Annotated in this window: 11 protein-coding genes; 3 read left to right on the top strand and 8 right to left on the bottom strand. The window is 71.7% G+C overall.

Annotation, left to right across the window (positions count from 1 at the left end; genetic code table 11):
• Window positions 1–134: 134 nt before the first annotated feature.
• The gene (gene leuS, locus ABTW95_RS12660; RefSeq protein ID WP_500226319.1) at window positions 135–2,597 is read right to left on the bottom strand and encodes a leucine--tRNA ligase; all 2,463 of its coding nucleotides are present in this window, start codon (window positions 2,595–2,597) and stop codon (window positions 135–137) included.
• Window positions 2,598–2,958: 361 nt separating this feature from the next.
• Between leuS and ABTW95_RS12655 the strand changes: the two genes are divergently transcribed.
• Window positions 2,959–4,503 (top strand): long-chain-fatty-acid--CoA ligase, encoded by a 1,545-nt coding sequence (locus ABTW95_RS12655; protein ID WP_500226318.1) that lies wholly within the window; start codon window positions 2,959–2,961, stop codon window positions 4,501–4,503.
• A 19-nt stretch (window positions 4,504–4,522) separates the two neighbouring features.
• Here ABTW95_RS12655 and ABTW95_RS12650 read toward each other — a convergent pair whose 3' ends face one another.
• On the bottom strand, window positions 4,523–5,365 hold the full coding sequence (locus tag ABTW95_RS12650; RefSeq protein WP_500226317.1) for a helix-turn-helix transcriptional regulator: 843 nt from the start codon (window positions 5,363–5,365) through the stop codon (window positions 4,523–4,525).
• A gap of 112 nt (window positions 5,366–5,477) precedes the next feature.
• Between ABTW95_RS12650 and ABTW95_RS12645 the strand changes: the two genes are divergently transcribed.
• Window positions 5,478–6,212 carry an SDR family oxidoreductase gene (locus tag ABTW95_RS12645; RefSeq protein WP_396449935.1) on the top strand — a complete coding sequence of 245 codons (735 nt, stop codon included), beginning with the start codon at window positions 5,478–5,480 and terminating at the stop codon, window positions 6,210–6,212.
• 12 nt (window positions 6,213–6,224) lie between these two features.
• Here the strand turns inward: ABTW95_RS12645 and ABTW95_RS12640 are convergent, their stop codons facing one another.
• Window positions 6,225–7,487 (bottom strand): cytochrome P450, encoded by a 1,263-nt coding sequence (locus ABTW95_RS12640; protein ID WP_500226316.1) that lies wholly within the window; start codon window positions 7,485–7,487, stop codon window positions 6,225–6,227.
• A 133-nt stretch (window positions 7,488–7,620) separates the two neighbouring features.
• A complete protein-coding gene (locus tag ABTW95_RS12635) occupies window positions 7,621–9,012 on the bottom strand; it encodes an aspartate aminotransferase family protein (RefSeq protein ID WP_396454289.1) in 1,392 nt (463 codons plus the stop codon).
• 164 nt (window positions 9,013–9,176) lie between these two features.
• Here ABTW95_RS12635 and ABTW95_RS12630 point away from each other — a divergent pair, with 164 nt between their 5' ends.
• Window positions 9,177–10,055 (top strand): alpha/beta fold hydrolase, encoded by an 879-nt coding sequence (locus ABTW95_RS12630; protein WP_500226315.1) that lies wholly within the window; start codon window positions 9,177–9,179, stop codon window positions 10,053–10,055.
• A 254-nt stretch (window positions 10,056–10,309) separates the two neighbouring features.
• Here the strand turns inward: ABTW95_RS12630 and ABTW95_RS12625 are convergent, their stop codons facing one another.
• The 4 genes from ABTW95_RS12625 to ABTW95_RS12610 form a co-directional block, all read right to left on the bottom strand.
• Window positions 10,310–11,863, bottom strand: a complete 1,554-nt coding sequence (locus ABTW95_RS12625) for a GMC family oxidoreductase (protein ID WP_500226314.1) — start codon at window positions 11,861–11,863, stop codon at window positions 10,310–10,312.
• Between the two features lie 79 nt (window positions 11,864–11,942).
• The gene (locus ABTW95_RS12620; RefSeq protein WP_500226313.1) at window positions 11,943–12,950 is read right to left on the bottom strand and encodes an ATP-dependent DNA ligase; all 1,008 of its coding nucleotides are present in this window, start codon (window positions 12,948–12,950) and stop codon (window positions 11,943–11,945) included.
• Between the two features lie 200 nt (window positions 12,951–13,150).
• Window positions 13,151–14,416: a class I SAM-dependent methyltransferase gene (locus ABTW95_RS12615; protein WP_396450883.1), complete on the bottom strand. Its 1,266-nt coding sequence runs from the start codon at window positions 14,414–14,416 to the stop codon at window positions 13,151–13,153.
• A 76-nt stretch (window positions 14,417–14,492) separates the two neighbouring features.
• Complete coding sequence (locus ABTW95_RS12610) at window positions 14,493–15,860, bottom strand: FAD-binding oxidoreductase (RefSeq protein ID WP_396450885.1); 1,368 nt, start codon at window positions 15,858–15,860, stop codon at window positions 14,493–14,495.
• Window positions 15,861–16,069 lie beyond the last annotated feature (209 nt).

The following is a 16,069-nucleotide window of genomic DNA, read 5'->3' as shown; positions in this document are numbered from 1 at the left end:
CGTGCAGGCCGCCGGCGACGACTCCGGCGGCCCTCGGCATGCCCTGACGCCGCGAAGCCACCGGCCTCGTCGCCGGCGCTCGGCGGCCGCGGCCGGTGACCGGCCTGCGCCCCGGGGGCCGGGGCGCGGGGCGGTCAGCGTTTCGGCACGATGTTGACGATCTTGGGGGCGCGGACGATGATCTTGGCGATCTCCGCGCCGCCCAGGGCGTCCTGGACCTTCGCGGACGCCAGCGCCCGCCGCTCCAGCTCCTCGTCGCCGATGCCCGGCGGGACCTCCAGCCGGTCGCGGACCTTCCCCGCCACCTGGACCACGCAGGTGACCGACTCCTCCACCAGCAGGGCCGGGTCGGCGGAGGGCCAGCCGGCGCGGACGACCGGGGCGGTGCCGCCCAGCAGCTCCCACGCCTCCTCGGCGGTGTAGGGCGCGAACAGCGACAGCAGGATCGCGATCGTCTCCGCGGCCTCGCGGACGGCCGGGTCGGCGGCGCCGGGGCCGGAGTCGATGGCCTTGCGGGTCGCGGTGACCAGCTCCATGATCCGCGCGATGGCGACGTTGAAGCGCCCCGTCTCGACCAGGTTGGTGACCTCGTCGATGGTGCGGGCGATGACGCGGCGCAGGCCGGTGTCGCCGCCGGTGACGCCCGGGGGCGAGGCCACCTCGGTGGCGATGCGGTGGACGCGGGACAGGAACTTCGCCATGCCGTGCGGGGACACGTCGGCCCAGTCGATGTCGTCCTCGGGCGGGCCGGAGAACAGGATCGCCAGCCGGACGACGTCCACCCCGAACTCGGCGATCTGCTCGCCCAGGTCGACGCCGTTGCCCAGCGACTTCGACATCGCCTTGCCCTGGTTGATCACCTGGCCCTGGTTCAGCAGCCGGGTGAAGGGCTCGGTGAAGTCGACCATGCCCATGTCGTACAGGACCTTGGTGAAGAACCGGCTGTACAGCAGGTGCAGGATGGCGTGCTCGACGCCGCCGGTGTACTGGTCGACGGGCATCCAGCGGCGGACCCGCTCGACGTCGAACGGGCCCTCCTCGTAGTCGGGCGAGCAGTAGCGGAAGTAGTACCAGGACGAGTCGACGAACGTGTCCATGGTGTCGGTGTCGCGCTTGGCGGCGCCGCCGCACTTGGGGCACTCGGTGTTCACCCAGTCGGTCGCGGCGGCCAGCGGCGAGGTGCCCTTGGGCGCCAGGTCGGCGCCGCGCAGGCCCTCGGGCAGCCGCACCGGCAGCTGCTCGTCCGGGACGGGGACCTCGCCGCACGCCTCGCAGTGCACGATCGGGATCGGGCAGCCCCAGAAGCGCTGCCGCGAGACCAGCCAATCGCGCAGCCGGAAGTTGACCGAGGCGCGGCCGGTGCCGCGCTCCTCCAGGATCTCGGTGATGCGGGCGATGCCGTCGGCCTTGCCCAGCCCGTCGATCGGCCCGGAGTTGACGATCGCGCCGTCGCCGGGGGTGGCGACGCCGGTCTCGGCGGGGTCGGGCAGCCCGGTCTCGACGACGACGCGGACGGGCAGCCCGAACTTCAGCGCGAAGTCCAGGTCGCGCTGGTCGTGCGCCGGCACCGCCATGATCGCGCCGTGCCCGTACTCGGCCAGCACGTAGTCGGACGCCCAGACGGGCAGCCGCTCCCCGTTGACCGGGTTGACCGCGTACCGGCCCAGGAACACGCCGGTCTTCTCGCGCTCGGTGGACAGCCGCTCGATCTCGCTCTCGCGGGAGACCTCCTCGCGGTACGCCTCGAACGCGGCGCGGTGGTCGGGGTGGCAGATCTCCTCGGCCAGCGGCGCGTCGGCGGCGACGACCATGAACGTCGCGCCGAACAGGGTGTCGGGCCGGGTGGTGTAGACGGTGACGGGCTCGTCGCGGCCCTCGATGACGAAGTCGACGTCGGCTCCGGTGGAGCGGCCGATCCAGTTGCGCTGCATCAGCAGGACGCGCTCGGGCCACTTGCCCTCCAGCTGCCGCATGTCGTCCAGCAGCCGGTCGGCGTACTCGGTGATCTTGAAGTACCACTGGGTCAGCACGCGCTTCTCGACCAGCGCGCCGCAGCGCTCGCAGTGCCCGCCGACGACCTGCTCGTTGGCCAGGACGGTCTGGTCCTTGGGGCACCAGTTGACGTGGCCGCCCTTGCGGTAGGCCAGGCCCCGCTCGTAGAAGCGCAGGAACAGCCACTGCGTCCACTTGTAGTACTCGGGGTCGGAGGTGTGCAGGCGCCGCGACCAGTCGAACGACGGCGCGTACCGCTGGAAGGACGCCGCCTGCGTCTCGATGTTGGCGTACGTCCACTCGGCGGGGTGCGAGTCGTGCTTGATGGCGGCGTTCTCCGCGGGCAGGCCGAAGGAGTCCCAGCCGATGGGGTGCAGGACGTTGTAGCCGCGCTGGAACCAGTAGCGCGCGGGCACGTCGCCGATGGCGAACGCCTCCGCGTGCCCCATGTGCAGGTCGCCGCTGGGGTAGGGGAACATGTCCAGCGCGTAGCGCCGCTCGGTGCCGGTGTCCTTCTCATCGGCCGCGAACGGGTCGAGCTCCGCCCAGCGGGCCTGCCACTTGTCCTGAACTGCCCGTGGGTCGTACTGCTCGTCGCTGCTCACGCTTACAGACTCCGCTTCGTGCTCTCTCGGATCAGTGCTTCGGTCGTGGGCCGTCCGCCGACATGAAAGGACCCCTCGCAAAGGAGGGGCCACCACGCTGACGTCAGTGCGTCAACGTGGTCGTTCGAGGAGCAGCCTTGCCGACATACCTCAAGAATACCGCAGCCGCAAGCCCTCGCGCGGGTACTTGGCGCCCCGGCGCCCCGGCATGCCGCGCCCGGGGCCTGCGGGTGATCCGAAACAGCACGTCAAAGCGCAGGAAAGGGTGGCTTTCGCACGCCCCCGGACGGCAGGATGTGCGGAACCGTTCGTAGACTCGGCGGTAACTAACCGGCCGGTCACCTTTCGCGCGAGGAGTGCCATGCTCAACCTGTCCGTGCTGCTGGAGGACGCCGCCAGGGAGACGCCCGAGCGGGACGCCGTGGTGTTCGGCGACCTCCGTCTCTCCTACGCGTTCATCGACTCGGTCGCGAACCAGGTCGCGAACCTGCTCCGGTCGCGCGGCATCGGACCGGGCGACAAGGTGGCGCTGTCCAGCCCGAACCTCCCCTACTTCCCGATGGTGTACTTCGGGGTGCTCAAGGCGGGCGCGGTGGTCGTCCCGCTGAACGTCCTGCTCAAGCCGCGGGAGATCGCCTACCACCTGGGCGACTCGGACGCGAAGGCGTTCTTCTGCTTCGAGGGGACGCCGGAGCTGCCGCTCGGCGAGATGGGCCACGCCGGCTTCGCGCAGACCGAGGGCTGCGAGCACTTCTTCCTGCTGCCCGCGAACCCCGCGGCGACCGAGTCCCCGGTCGAGGGCGCGGAGCTGTTCTGGGCCGCGCTCGCCGGGCAGCCGGGCACCTTCGACAGCGCGGAGACCAGCCCGGACGACACCGCCGTCATCATCTACACGAGCGGGACGACGGGCCAGCCGAAGGGCGCGGAGCTCACGCACAGCAACCTGCTGTCGAACACGATGGTGGACGACACGCTCTTCCACCGGACGCTGCACGACACGTCGCTGGTGACGCTGCCGCTGTTCCACATCTTCGGGCAGACGTGCGTGATGAACGTCGGCTTCTACCGGCGCGGGACGCTCGTCATGCAGCCGCGGTTCGACGCCAAGCAGGCGGTCGAGCTGATGGTGAAGGAGAAGGTGAACATCTTCGCGGGGGTCCCGACGATGTACTGGGGGCTGCTGACCGACGACACGTCCGCCGAGGACGTCGCGGCGATCAAGGAGAACCTGCGGGTCGCGGTGTCGGGCGGGTCGGCGCTGCCGATGGAGGTCCTCAAGGGGATCAAGAACAAGTTCGACGTGGACGTGCTGGAGGGCTACGGCCTCTCGGAGACCTCGCCGGTGGCGTCGTTCAACCGCCCGGACCGCCCGACCAAGCCCGGCTCGATCGGCCTGCCCGTCTGGGGCGTGGAGATGAAGCTGATCGACGACGAGTGGAAGGAGATCGAGGGCGAGGGGCCCGGCGAGATCGCCATCCGCGGGCACAACGTCATGAAGGGCTACTACAAGCGGCCCGAGGCGACCGAGGCCGCGATCAGGGACGGCTGGTTCCGCACCGGCGACGTGGCCCGCCGCGACGAGGACGGCTACTACTACATCATCGACCGCTCCAAGGACATGATCATCCGCGGCGGGTACAACGTGTACCCGCGGGAGCTCGAAGAGGTCCTGATGACGCACCCGGAGGTGTCGCTGGCCGCGGTCGTGGGCGTGGAGCACCCCTCGCACGGCGAGGAGATCAAGGCGTACGTGATCCGGACGCCGGGCGCCACCGTGACCGAGGACGAGCTGATCGCGTGGGGCAAGGAGCAGTTCGCGAACTACAAGTACCCGCGGATCGTCGAGTTCCGCGACGAGCTGCCGATGACCGCCACCGGCAAGATCCTCAAGCGCGAGCTGCGCTGAGCGCCCGCGGCCCGGGGCCTCAGCGGACGCTGAGGTCCTGGATCCCGACGACGCGCAGCAGCTTCAGCGCCTCGTAGGACGGCGTGCCGGGCGCGGCCGTGTACAGCACGACCCGCTGGTCGCGTTCCGGCACGTACAGGACGTCGCAGTGCATGTCCAGCTCGCCGACGACCGGGTGGACCATCCGCTTGCGGCCGCCGCGCCTGATCCCGACCTCGCCCTCGGCCCAGAGCCGCGCGAACAGCGCGCTGCGCGCGGACACCTCGGCGACCAGCTCGGCGATGCCGGGGTCGCCGGGGTAGCGGCCGGACGAGGCCCGCAGGTCGGCGACCAGCTCGCGGGCGAGCCGGGTGACGTACTCGTCGGCGCCGTACCGCTCGATGGCCGTGCCGGTGAACAGCCAGCGGACGACGTTGCGGTCGCGGGGCGCCAGCGCCGCGAAGTCGGTCATGAGCGCGGCGGCGAGCGGGTTCCAGGCGAGGATGTCCTGGCGGGCGTTCAGCACGTAGGCGGGCGTGTCGTCCAGCCGTTCGAGCAGGTGCAGGATGCCGGGCGGGACGTCCTGGGAGGGGCCGCTCGGCGGTTCCGGAGGCTCGCCGGCCAGGTTGTAGAGGTGCCCGCGCTCGTCGTCGCTCAGCCTCAGCGCCCGCGCCAGCGCGCTGAGGATCTGCCGTGACGGGTGGGGCCCGCGCCCCTGCTCCAGCCGGATGTAGTAGTCGACCGACATGCCGGCCAGCTGGGCGACCTCCTCCCGGCGCAGGCCGGGGGTGCGCCGGCGCGTCCCGCCCGGGAGCCCGACGTCGGTGGGCCGGATGCGGGCGCGGCGGGAGCGCAGGAACGACGCCATCTCCTGCCTGTCCATGCCTTCCAGCATGTCCGACGCCCGCGGCCGCCGCCAGGCTCAGGGTGGTACGGCCGATCCCAGCCTCGGCCGGTCTCTCCTCCGCGGGGCGGCCGCCGCGCAGGCTGGAGGCATGACTGCACAAATCGCGCTCATCACCGGAGCCAACAAGGGGCTCGGTTTCGAGACGGCACGGATCCTCGGCCGGGAGGGCATGACCGTCCTGGTCGGGGCGCGTTCGGCGGATCTCGGCGAGAAGGCCGCCGCGACGCTGGCGGAGGAGGGGCTCGACGCCCGGTTCGTCCACCTGGACGTGACCGACGCGGCGTCCGTCGAGGCCGCCGCGAAGCGGATCGAGGCCGAGCACGGCCGCCTCGACGTCCTCGTCAACAACGCGGGGATCACGCCGACGGACGCGTCGGACCCGGCGTCGTCGCCCCCGCCGAGCAGCGTGTCGCCCGATCTCGTCCGGATGGCGCTGGAGACGAACGTGGTCGGGGTCGTCGCCGTCACCAACGCCATGCTGCCGCTGCTGCGCCGCTCCCCCGCGGGGCGGATCGTCAACGTCTCCAGCAACCTCGGCTCGCTGACGACCGATCCGTCGACTCCGCCGCGGCCGAACCTGCTGCCCTACAACACGTCCAAGACGGCGCTGAACGCGCTGACCGTCGCCTACGCGGGGGAGCTGGCCGGCACTCCGGTCAAGGTGAACTCGGTCGCGCCCGGGTTCTGCGCCACCGACCTCAACGGGCACACCGGGACGCGGACGCCGGCGCAGGGCGCGGCGGTGATCGCCGGAGCGGCCGTCCTCGGCGACGACGGCCCGACGGGCGCGTTCATCTCCGAGGACGGCCCCGTGCCCTGGTGAGGACGGCCTGGGTCAGATCGTGTAGGGCAGGCGCTTGATCCCGTTGATGAAGTTGGACTCCAGCCGGTCCGGCTCGGCCGATGCGCGGATGTCCGGCGTCCGCCGCAGCAGCTCGCGGAACATCACGGTGATCTCGCGCCGGGCCAGGTGCGCGCCGAGGCAGAAGTGCGGCCCGGGCCCGCCGAACCCGACGTGCGGGTTCGGGTCGCGCAGGATGTCGAACTTCTCCGGGTCCTTGAACACCGACTCGTCGCGGTTGCCGGACCAGTAGTAGAGGACGAGCTTGTCGCCCTCCTTGATCTCGTGCTCGTTGAGCATGGTGTCGCGGGTGGCGGTGCGGCGCATCCAGATGACCGGCGACACGTACCGGACGATCTCCTCGATCGCGCCCGCGATGCGGTTCTCGAAGTCGGCGGTGAGCAGCGCCCGCTGGTCGGGGTGGCGGGTGAACAGGTCGAGGCCGTGCGCGATGGCGTTGCGGGTGGTCTCGTTGCCGGCGACGACCAGCAGGATGAAGAACGAGCCGAGCTCCTGGTCGCTGAGCGACTCGCCGTCGACGTTGGCGTTCACCAGTGCGGACGTCAGGTCGTCGGTGGGGTCCTCGCGGCGCTTGCGGCCGAGGTCCTCGACGATGCCCTTGAGCGTCTCGCCGGCGCCGAGCAGCGCCATCGCCATCTCCTCGGCGTTGTCGGACGGGAGGAACTCCGCGTCGTTGCCGGCGAGGATGACGTTGGTGGCGTCCAGGACGGTCGTGTAGTGCTCCTCGCCGATGCCCATCATGTCGCAGATGATCCGCAGCGGGAGCCGCGCGGCGACGTCGGAGACGAAGTCGCCGGTGCCGCCGCCGGCGGCCACGTTCGCCACGATCTCGGCGGCGACGGCCTCGACCCGGTCCTCGAACCGCTGGATCATGCGCGGGGAGAACGCCCGGGACACGATCCGCCGGATCTTGGCGTGCCGGGGGTCGTCCATGCTGATCATGGAGCCGAAGTACTCGTGCATGTCGCCGGGCATGTCCGGGATGCTGATGGCGCCCTTGCCCGAGCAGAAGTCCTCGGCGCGGCGGGACGCCTCGACGATGTCGGCGTGCCGGGTCAGCGCGTAGTAGCCGGGCCCCTGCGGCGCGATGACGATGTCGGGCTCCTCGAAGTGGACCAGCCGCGAGTGGGACCGGAGGGCCTTGAACGCCTCGTGCCGGTACTCGTGCGGCCGCCGCCAGAAGTCCCAGTCCGTCAGGTTGATGTCCTCGACCTTGAGCACGCGCCCACCACCCATCGTTTCCGAACCTGATTCGGTTTACATGTAGCCTCTCAGAGTAAAGCTGTATGTGCACACTTATCGAGGCGGTGACCCGCCTCACATTAGCCGCGCCGGGCCCGGGGCGCGCGCCCCGGACCCGGCGTACCGGTCACATCCGCGCCCACGCCTCCGTCAGGACGGAGCGGAGGATCTGCTCGATCTCGTCGAAGTGCCCCTGGTCGCACACCAGCGGGGGCGCCAGCTGGACGACGGGGTCGCCGCGGTCGTCGGCGCGGCAGTACAGGCCGGCCTCGTAGAGCGCCTTGTCGAGGAACCCGCGCAGCAGGCGCTCGCACTCGTCGTCGTCGAACGTCTCCCGGGTGTCCTTGTCCTTCACCAGCTCGATGCCGTAGAAGTAGCCGTCGCCGCGGACGTCCCCGACGATCGGCAGGTCGAGGAGGCGCTCCAGCGTGCCGCGGAACGCGTCCCGGTTGCGCATGACGTGGCCGTTCAGGTCCTCGCGCTCGAACAGGTCGAGGTTGGCCAGCGCCACGGCCGCCGCCACCGGGTGGCCGCCGAAGGTGTAGCCGTGCGCGAACATCTCCGTGCCGTGCCGGAACGGCTCGAAGAGGCGGTCGGCGACGAGCATGCCGCCGAGCGGCGCGTACCCGGACGTCACGCCCTTGGCGAAGGTGATGATGTCGGGCGTGTAGCCGAAGCGCTGCGCGCCGAACATCGTGCCGAGGCGGCCGAACGCGCAGATCACCTCGTCCGACACCAGCAGGACGTCGTGCCGGTCGCAGATCTCCCGGACGCGCTCGAAGTACCCGGGCGGCGGCGGGAAGCAGCCGCCGGCGTTCTGCACCGGCTCCAGGAACACGGCCGCGACGGTGTCGGCGCCCTCGAACTCGATGGCCTCCTCGATCCGGTCGGCGGCCCACCGGCCGAACGCCTCGGGGTCGTCGCCGTGCTCGGCGGCCCGGTAGATGTTGGTGTTCGGCACCCGGAACGCGCTCGGCACGAGCGGCTCGTACGGGGCCTTCAGCTCGGGGAGCCCGGTCAGCGACAGGGCGCCGTGCGGGGTGCCGTGGTAGGCGACCGCGCGGCTGATCACCTTGTGCTTGGTGGGCCGGCCGGTCATCTTGAAGTACTGCTTGGCGAGCTTCCACGCGCTCTCGACGGCGTCCCCGCCGCCGGTGGTGAAGAAGACGCGGTCCAGGCCGCGGGGCGCGAGCGCGGCGAGCCGCTCGGCCAGCTCCACCGCCTTCGGGTGCGCGTACGACCAGATCGGGAAGTAGGCCAGCTCGGCGGCCTGCTTGGCGGCGGCCTGCGCCAGCTCCTCGCGGCCGTGCCCGGCCTGGACGGTGAACAGCCCGGACAGCCCGTCCAGGTAGCGGCGGCCGGCGGAGTCGTACACGTAGGGACCGTCCCCCCGGACGATCATGGGAATCTCGGCGCCGCCCTGGGACCCCGAGTGGCGCGCGAAGTGCATCCACAGATGGTCGCGCGCCGCCCTCTGCATCGCGTCGTGCTGCTGGCTGGTCACGTCCGGCTCCGTCATCACGCTTCCCTCAGTGCGATCGATCCAGTCGTCTCGATGCTAAGTGAGCACGGAATCCGCTGTAAATAGCTAGTCATACACCGATATCCGAAGGTTAACCGACCCTGGCTGCCGCGCCCGGCCGGCCGCCGGGTAGCGTGCGCCGCAACCCGAGGAGGCTGGACATGAGCGACATCACCCCCGGATCCGTCACGGCGAACGGGCTCGACTTCGGATACCTCTCCGCGGGCCCCGCGGACGGCCCCCTCGCGCTCCTCCTGCACGGCTTCCCCGACTCGGCGCACACCTGGCGGCACCTCATGCCGGAGCTCGCCGCCGCCGGATACCGCGCCGTCGCCCCGTTCATGCGCGGCTACGCGCCCACGTCCGTCCCGCAGGACGGCGCCTTCCAGACCGGCGCCCTCGCCGCCGACGCCGTCGCCCTGCACGAGGCGCTCGGCGGCGGCCCCGACGCCGTCCTCATCGGCCACGACTGGGGCGCCTTCACCGCCTACGGCGCCGCGAACGCCGCACCGGAGCGGTGGCGGAGGGTCGTCGCCATGTCAGTCCCGCCCGTGTCGGTGATGGGGACCGCGTTCTTCGACTACGAGCAGCTCAAGCGGTCGTTCTACATCTTCGTCTTCCAGACGCCGCTGGCCGAGGCCGCGCTGGACCGCGCCTTCGTCGAGGGCTTGTGGCGCGACTGGTCGCCGGCGGACGGCCGCGACCGCACCGCCGACGTCGACCACGCCATGGACTGCCTCGCCGCGCCCGCCAACGTCGAGGCGGCGATCGGGTACTACCGCGCCATGCTCGACCCGTCCCGGCACATCGAGCGGTACGCGGCCGAGCAGGCGGCGGCCTCCACCGCCGGCGAGTTGCCCGTCCTCTACCTGCACGGCGCGCAGGACGGCTGCCTGGGCGCGGACGTCGTCGACCTCGACGCCGTCCGGGCGGCCCTCCCGCCCGGCTCGCGCGCCGAGCGGGTCCCGGGCGCCGGGCACTTCCTCCAGCTCGACGCCCCGCAGGACGTGAACGCCCGCATCCTCACCTGGCTGCGCTGACCGGCCGACACCGTCCTGCCCGCCGACGTCCTCGACGCGGTCGACGCGATCGTGGCCCCCGGCACCGACCTCGCCGCGCACGAGAAGTACGCCACCCCGCCGGCGCTCCTCGACCCGTCCCTGCGGCGCCGCTGACGGCCCGGACGGCACCCGAGCGGCCGAACACGAACAGACCGACGGAACGCCGTTCCGAAACTCCTCGGAAGGAGAGTCCCGACCCGCGTCCTCGACTGGCTGTCCTGAGGCGGCTCCGGTCAGGTCCCCTGCTTGATCAGGTCGGCGGCGCGCTCGCCGATCATGATGGCGGGCGCGTTGGTGTGGCCGCGGGTGATCTCCGGGAGGACGGAGACGTCCGCGACGCGGAGGGCGTCGACGCCGCGGACGCGGAGGTCCGGGTCGACGACGGCGTCGTCGTCGGTGCCCATGCGGCAGGTGCCGGTGGGGTGGTACAGCGTCTCCGAGTGGGCCCGGACGTACCGGGCGAGGGCCTCGTCGTCGTCCGGGCCGACGTACGGGTCCATCGGCTCGCCGACGTACGGCTTGAGGGCCTCGCCGCAGAGCAGCTCGTCGGCGTACCGGAGCCCGTGGACGAGGCGGCGCAGGTCGCTCTCGCCGGTCAGGTAGCCCGGGTCGATCAACGGCGGCGCCGACGGGTCGGCGGACGTGAGCGTGATGCGCCCGGCCGACTCGGGCCGCAGCAGCACGACGCCGAGCGTCACGCCGTGCTCGGTCGGCGGGGTGAGGCCGTGCGCGACGTACGGGGCGGGCGCGAAGATCAGTTCGAGGTCGGGCGCGGGCTGCGCGGGGTCGCTGCGGATGAAGGCGACCGCCTCGCCGACGTTCGAGGTGAACGGGCCGCGCCGGGCGAGCAGGTAGCGGGCGATGTTCGGCAGCGACTCGGCGCCGGTGAGCGTGACCTTCTTCGGGCAGTGCCGCACGACGCCGGACGACAGGTGGTCCTGCAGGTGCCGGCCGACCTCGGGCCGCTCCAGGACGGTCTCGACGCCGACCTCGCGCAGGTGGTCGGGGTCGCCGACGCCGGAGAGCATCAGCAGGTGCGGGGACCCGATCGCGCCCGCCGACAGGATCACCTCGCGGCGGGCGGCGACGCGCTCGCCGCCGTACTCGACGCCGGTGGCGCGCCCGTCCTCGATCAGCACCCGTGACACCTGCGCGCCCGTGACGACCGTGAGGTTGGCGCGCTTGCGCGCGGGGCGCAGGTACGCGTCGGCGGTGCTGCACCGCCGGCCGCGCCGCTGGCTGACCGGGGTCTGCGCGTACCCCTCGTTCGACGGCCCGTTCAGCTCGGGCAGCCGGGTCAGGCCGGCGGCCTCGCAGGCGGCGAGGAACGCGCGGGTCGCCTCGTTCGGGCTGCGCTGCTCGGAGATCGTGACGGGGCCGGACGTCCCGTAGACGCCGCCCTCGTTGCTGCCGACGCGGCCCTCGGCCCGCTTGAAGTACGGCTCGACGTCGGCGTACGACCAGCCGGGCACGTCCCAGCCGTCGTAGTCGGCGGCGTGGCCGCGCACCCACATCATCGCGTTCATCGAGGACGAGCCGCCGAGCATCCGGCCGCGCGGCCAGTACAGCTCGCGGTCGTCCAGCTCGGTCTGCTTGGCGGTGGTGAAGTCCCAGTCGTACTCGGTCTTGAAGAGCTTGGCGAACGCCGCCGGGACGTGGATCTCGCTCTTGTCGTCCGGGCCGCCCGCCTCCAGGAGGGCGACGGTGACGGACGGGTCCTCCGACAGCCGCGCGGCCAGGGCGCAGCCCGCGGATCCGGCGCCGACGATGACGTAGTCGTAGTCCATGAGGACCTCCGCGCTCTCCGGGCCGCGACACCCGGCCCATCAGTGCCTGCCTACCACCGGCGGGGCGGCGCGTCCATGGTCAGGGCGGTTCGCCGAACCGCGGCACCCGCGCCGGCGGCAGGTCCGTCCGGATGCGGACGTAGCGGACGGGGTGCCGCCAGCGGCCGCCCTCCACGGCGGCGTCCCCGCTGAACTCGACGACGACCTCCGGCTCGGTCCGCACGTAGCGGATCGGCGGGTGCGCCCCGTACACCCCGCCGGCGAACCCGGCGGGCAGCTCCGGCGGCCACGGGTGGTCCGGCCCGGCGTGCCGGAGGACGGCGGCCAGGCCGGTCCGGGCGGACGGCGCCAGCGGGGTCGTCCGCGCGACGACGCGGAGCCGGCCCTCCGCGTCGTAGCGGCCGAGGATCAGCGACTCGGGCGCCCGGAGCGTGCCGGTCACCCCGCCGACGACCGCCTCGGCGGTGACGCGCCGCTTGACCTTCCACCAGCGGCGCCGGCCCTCCAGGTAGGGGCCGCCGGCGTCCTTCACGACCAGGCCCTCGATGCCCTGGGCGGCGAGCGCGTCGAACCAGAGCAGCGCCTCCTCGAGGTCGGACGTCTGCGGCGTGACGACGACGCGCGCGCCGGGGTCGTCGCCGCCGAGCAGCGCCTCCAGCACGGCGCGGCGTTCGCGCAGCGGCTTCGGGCGCAGGTCGGCGCCGTCCGCTTCGAGGACGTCGAAGACGACGTAGTGGCAGGGTTCGGTGCGGGCGAGGTCGTTGCGGCGCCGCCCCGCGACGTGCCTGCGCTGCAGCGCGCCGAAGTCCAGGCGCCCGTCCGGCCCCCAGCGGACGATCTCGCCGTCGACGACCGTGCCGGGCGGGACCCGCTCGCGGACGGCCGCCGCGATCTCGGGGAACGCCTCGTTGAAGGCGGCCCCGCGGCGCGACCACAGGCGCACGGCGCCGGCCTCGTCCACCATCGCGACCGCGCGGAACCCGTCGAACTTCGGCTCGTAGCGGCAGCCGCCGGGGCACGCCCGCGGCGGCGGGACGCGCTCGACCGCGGCCGCCTGCATCGGCTTGACCGGGGACCGGATGTGCATGGCCTCCCGTCCCCGAGCTCGCTGGTCGTGATCATGACCTACCCAGGCTGACCTGCGGCGATATCGGGCCAGGACGAAAGTTGACCGGCGGCGGGCCAGTTCGGGAAGCGCGGGACCGGGACGCCGTCGGGGCGCCGGACGGCGACGAGCCGGCCGGGGTCCCCGGCCGGCTCGTCCTCGCTGCGGGAGCGGCTCCGCCGTCACGAACCCCAGTCGGGGCGCAGCGGCATGTTGCTGGTGCCGTCGTCGTGCAGCTTCACGCCGAGCGTCTGGTGCAGCTGGATCCAGTTCTGGTTGAAGCCGAGCACGCAGCCCGCCATGTAGACGCGCCACACGCGGGCGGTGCCCTCGCCGACCTCGGCGACGGCCTCGTCCCAGTGCTCGTCGAGGTTCCTGCACCAGGCGGTGAGCGTGCGGGCGTAGTGCTCGCGCAGGTTCTCCTGGTGCCGGATCTCGAAGCCCGCGTCGTTCATCGCCGACTGGACGTAGCCGGGACCCTCCAGCTCGCCGTCCGGGAACACGTACCGGTTGATGAACCCGTTCTCCTTGCGGGACGGGACCGTGTTGTCCGGGCGCGTGATGGTGTGGTTCAGCATCCGCCCGCCCTTGCGCAGCTTCCCGTACAGGAACGAGAAGTAGGACGGGAGGTTGGCCTTGCCGATGTGCTCGGTGAGCCCGATGGAGCTGATCGCGTCGAAGCCGGTCTCGGTCACGTCCCGGTAGTCCATGTGCCGGACCTCGGCGAGGTCGGACAGGCCGCGATCGGCGATCGCCTTCTGCGCCCACTCGGCCTGCTGCTTGGACAGCGTGACGCCGAGCGCCTTGACCCCGTACTCCTTCGCGGCGTGCATCACCATGCCGCCCCAGCCGCAGCCCACGTCCAGCAGGCGCATCCCCGGCTTCAGCGCGATCTTCTTCGCGACCAAGTCGTGCTTGTTGTACTGGGCCTCCTCCAGCGTCGCGTCCTCGCGCGGGTAGCACGCGCACGTGTACGCCATGGAGGGGCCGAGGACCCACTCGTAGAAGGTGTTGGACACGTCGTAGTGGTGGGAGATCGCCCGCGCGTCCCGGCGCTTGGTGTGCCGCAGCCACGACGGGATGCGGCTGAACGGCGCCTCCTGCGGCGGCGGGTCCAGCCGGCGGGAGATCGCACCGCGCAGCAGCGGGTCGCCGAGCACCGCGGCGACGATGCGCGCCTTGTCGCGCGGCGTCACATCGCTCAGCACCTGCTGCATCGTCGTCAGCGCCTCGATCATGTCGCCGTCGACGTCGATCATGCCCGTGACGTAGGCGCGGGCGAGGCCCAGCGCACCCGGCGAGTGCAGCAGGTACGACACCGCGTACGGCGAACGGACCTCGAACCGGATGTCGGCGCCGGGCACCCCCGCCCGCGATCCGTCGTACGCCGTGAACTCCACTGGCGCCTCAGCCCCGGCGAGCCGCTCGAAGACCCTGGCCAGCGTCATCTTGTTCCCTCCTGTCTCTCCGCCCGGGCCGGCGCTGGCCGGCCCGTTGGGCTCCCCCGATACCGCGGCCGCATGGTCAGCGCCCGCGCACGCACTTGTCGTAGAGGTCGAGCAGCCGCTCGCCGGGGTCGTACCGGCCCTTGAGCCGCCGGTAGGTCTCGCCGTCGTAGTAGCGCCAGAACTCGTCCCGGCCGTAGAAGGCCGTGGAGTAGAGCGACTTGTGCCCGTCGAGCGCCGCGACCTTGCGCTCGATGAGCCGGTTGTGGTACTCGGGGATCTGGCCGGGCGGGATCCGGACCGTTCCCCAGAAGCCCGCGTTCACGTACGTGCGGCCGACGTCCAGCGGGTACAGCGGCCACCGCTCCTTCGCGCGGAGCGGGCACAGCCAGATCGGGCTCATCCCGATCTTGTCGTGGAAGAACTCCAGGAACTCGGGCAGTCGCTCGACCGGCACCTCGATGTCCTGGATGACGTCCTCGCGGGGGCGCAGCCCCCGCCAGCGCTCCGCGCGCGCGACGATGTGGAAGCGGCGGTCGTAGGCGACGAGCTTGCGGTACACGTCCGAGCGCTTGTACCTGTCGGGCCACAGCCGCCGGACGGCCGGGTTCTGCACGCCGAACGCGCCCGAGCACCAGAACCAGTCGGTGTCCCAGCGCCAGATGTAGTCGCGGACGGTCAGGAAGTCGACCGCCCGCTGCCGGATCGACCGGTAGTAGATCTGCTGGCCCGTGTAGTCGGACGTGTAGGGGGCCGAGTCGGCGAAGAAGCCGAGGGTGATGTACTGCTCGCCGGCGCTGAAGACCGTCCCGTCCATGAAGTCGACGGACTCGCCCTCGAACGTCCCCGACTCGGTGATCTCGCCCATCGCCTTCGCCAGCTCGACCGCGTCGGCGAACCGCAGGTGCCGGAGCCGGACGTACGGGCTGACCGGGCGCAGCTCGATCTTCAGCCGCAGCGTGTAGCCGAGCGTCCCGTAGGAGTTCGGGAAGCCGTAGAACAGGTCGGCGTGCTCGTTGTCGCGCGTCGCCGTGACGATCTCGCCGTTCCCGGTGAGGACCTCCATCTCCAGGACGCCCTCGTGCGGCAGCCCGTCCCGGAACGACGTCGACTCGATGCCGAGCCCCGTCACCGCCCCGCCCAGGGTGATCGTCTTCAGCTGCGGGACGACCGTCGGCATCAGCCCGTGCGGCAGCGTCGCGTCGACGAGGTCCTCGTAGGTCGTCATGCCCTGGACCTGCGCGGTGCGCTCGGCGGGGTCGACGCTCAGCACCTTGTCGAACCCGGACACGTCCAGGCCGGGCGCCTGCGACGGGTCGCGCCACCGGAACAGGTTCGAGGTCCGCTTCGCCAGCCGGACCGGCGTGCCCGCCGGGATCGCCTCGTAGGACCGCCTCAGCGCCTCGACCGCGCGCTGGTGATCGCCCTTGACCGCAAGCTCCGTCATCTGCCCCTCCCGGACACAGTTAATCGATCATCCTATGCACGGTCCACGTAATTCGGACGTTGCAGGAGTCACAGGTAGGGAGGGGAATAAACCCACGAGCGTACACATCGGCGTCGTTTCGTCTCCTGGAGGCGACAGATCCGCTACAAGGCGGCCACGTCAACCTTTCCCCGGAGGCGTACGCCGACAAACCCGCCGGGGCGCTTCAC

It is taken from the genome of Spirillospora sp. NPDC127506 (assembly GCF_040302145.1).
In the GTDB taxonomy this organism is placed as follows: domain Bacteria; phylum Actinomycetota; class Actinomycetes; order Streptosporangiales; family Streptosporangiaceae; genus Spirillospora.
Note: the sequence above shows the minus strand (reverse complement) of the source record. Positions and strands in the feature narration are given on the sequence as shown.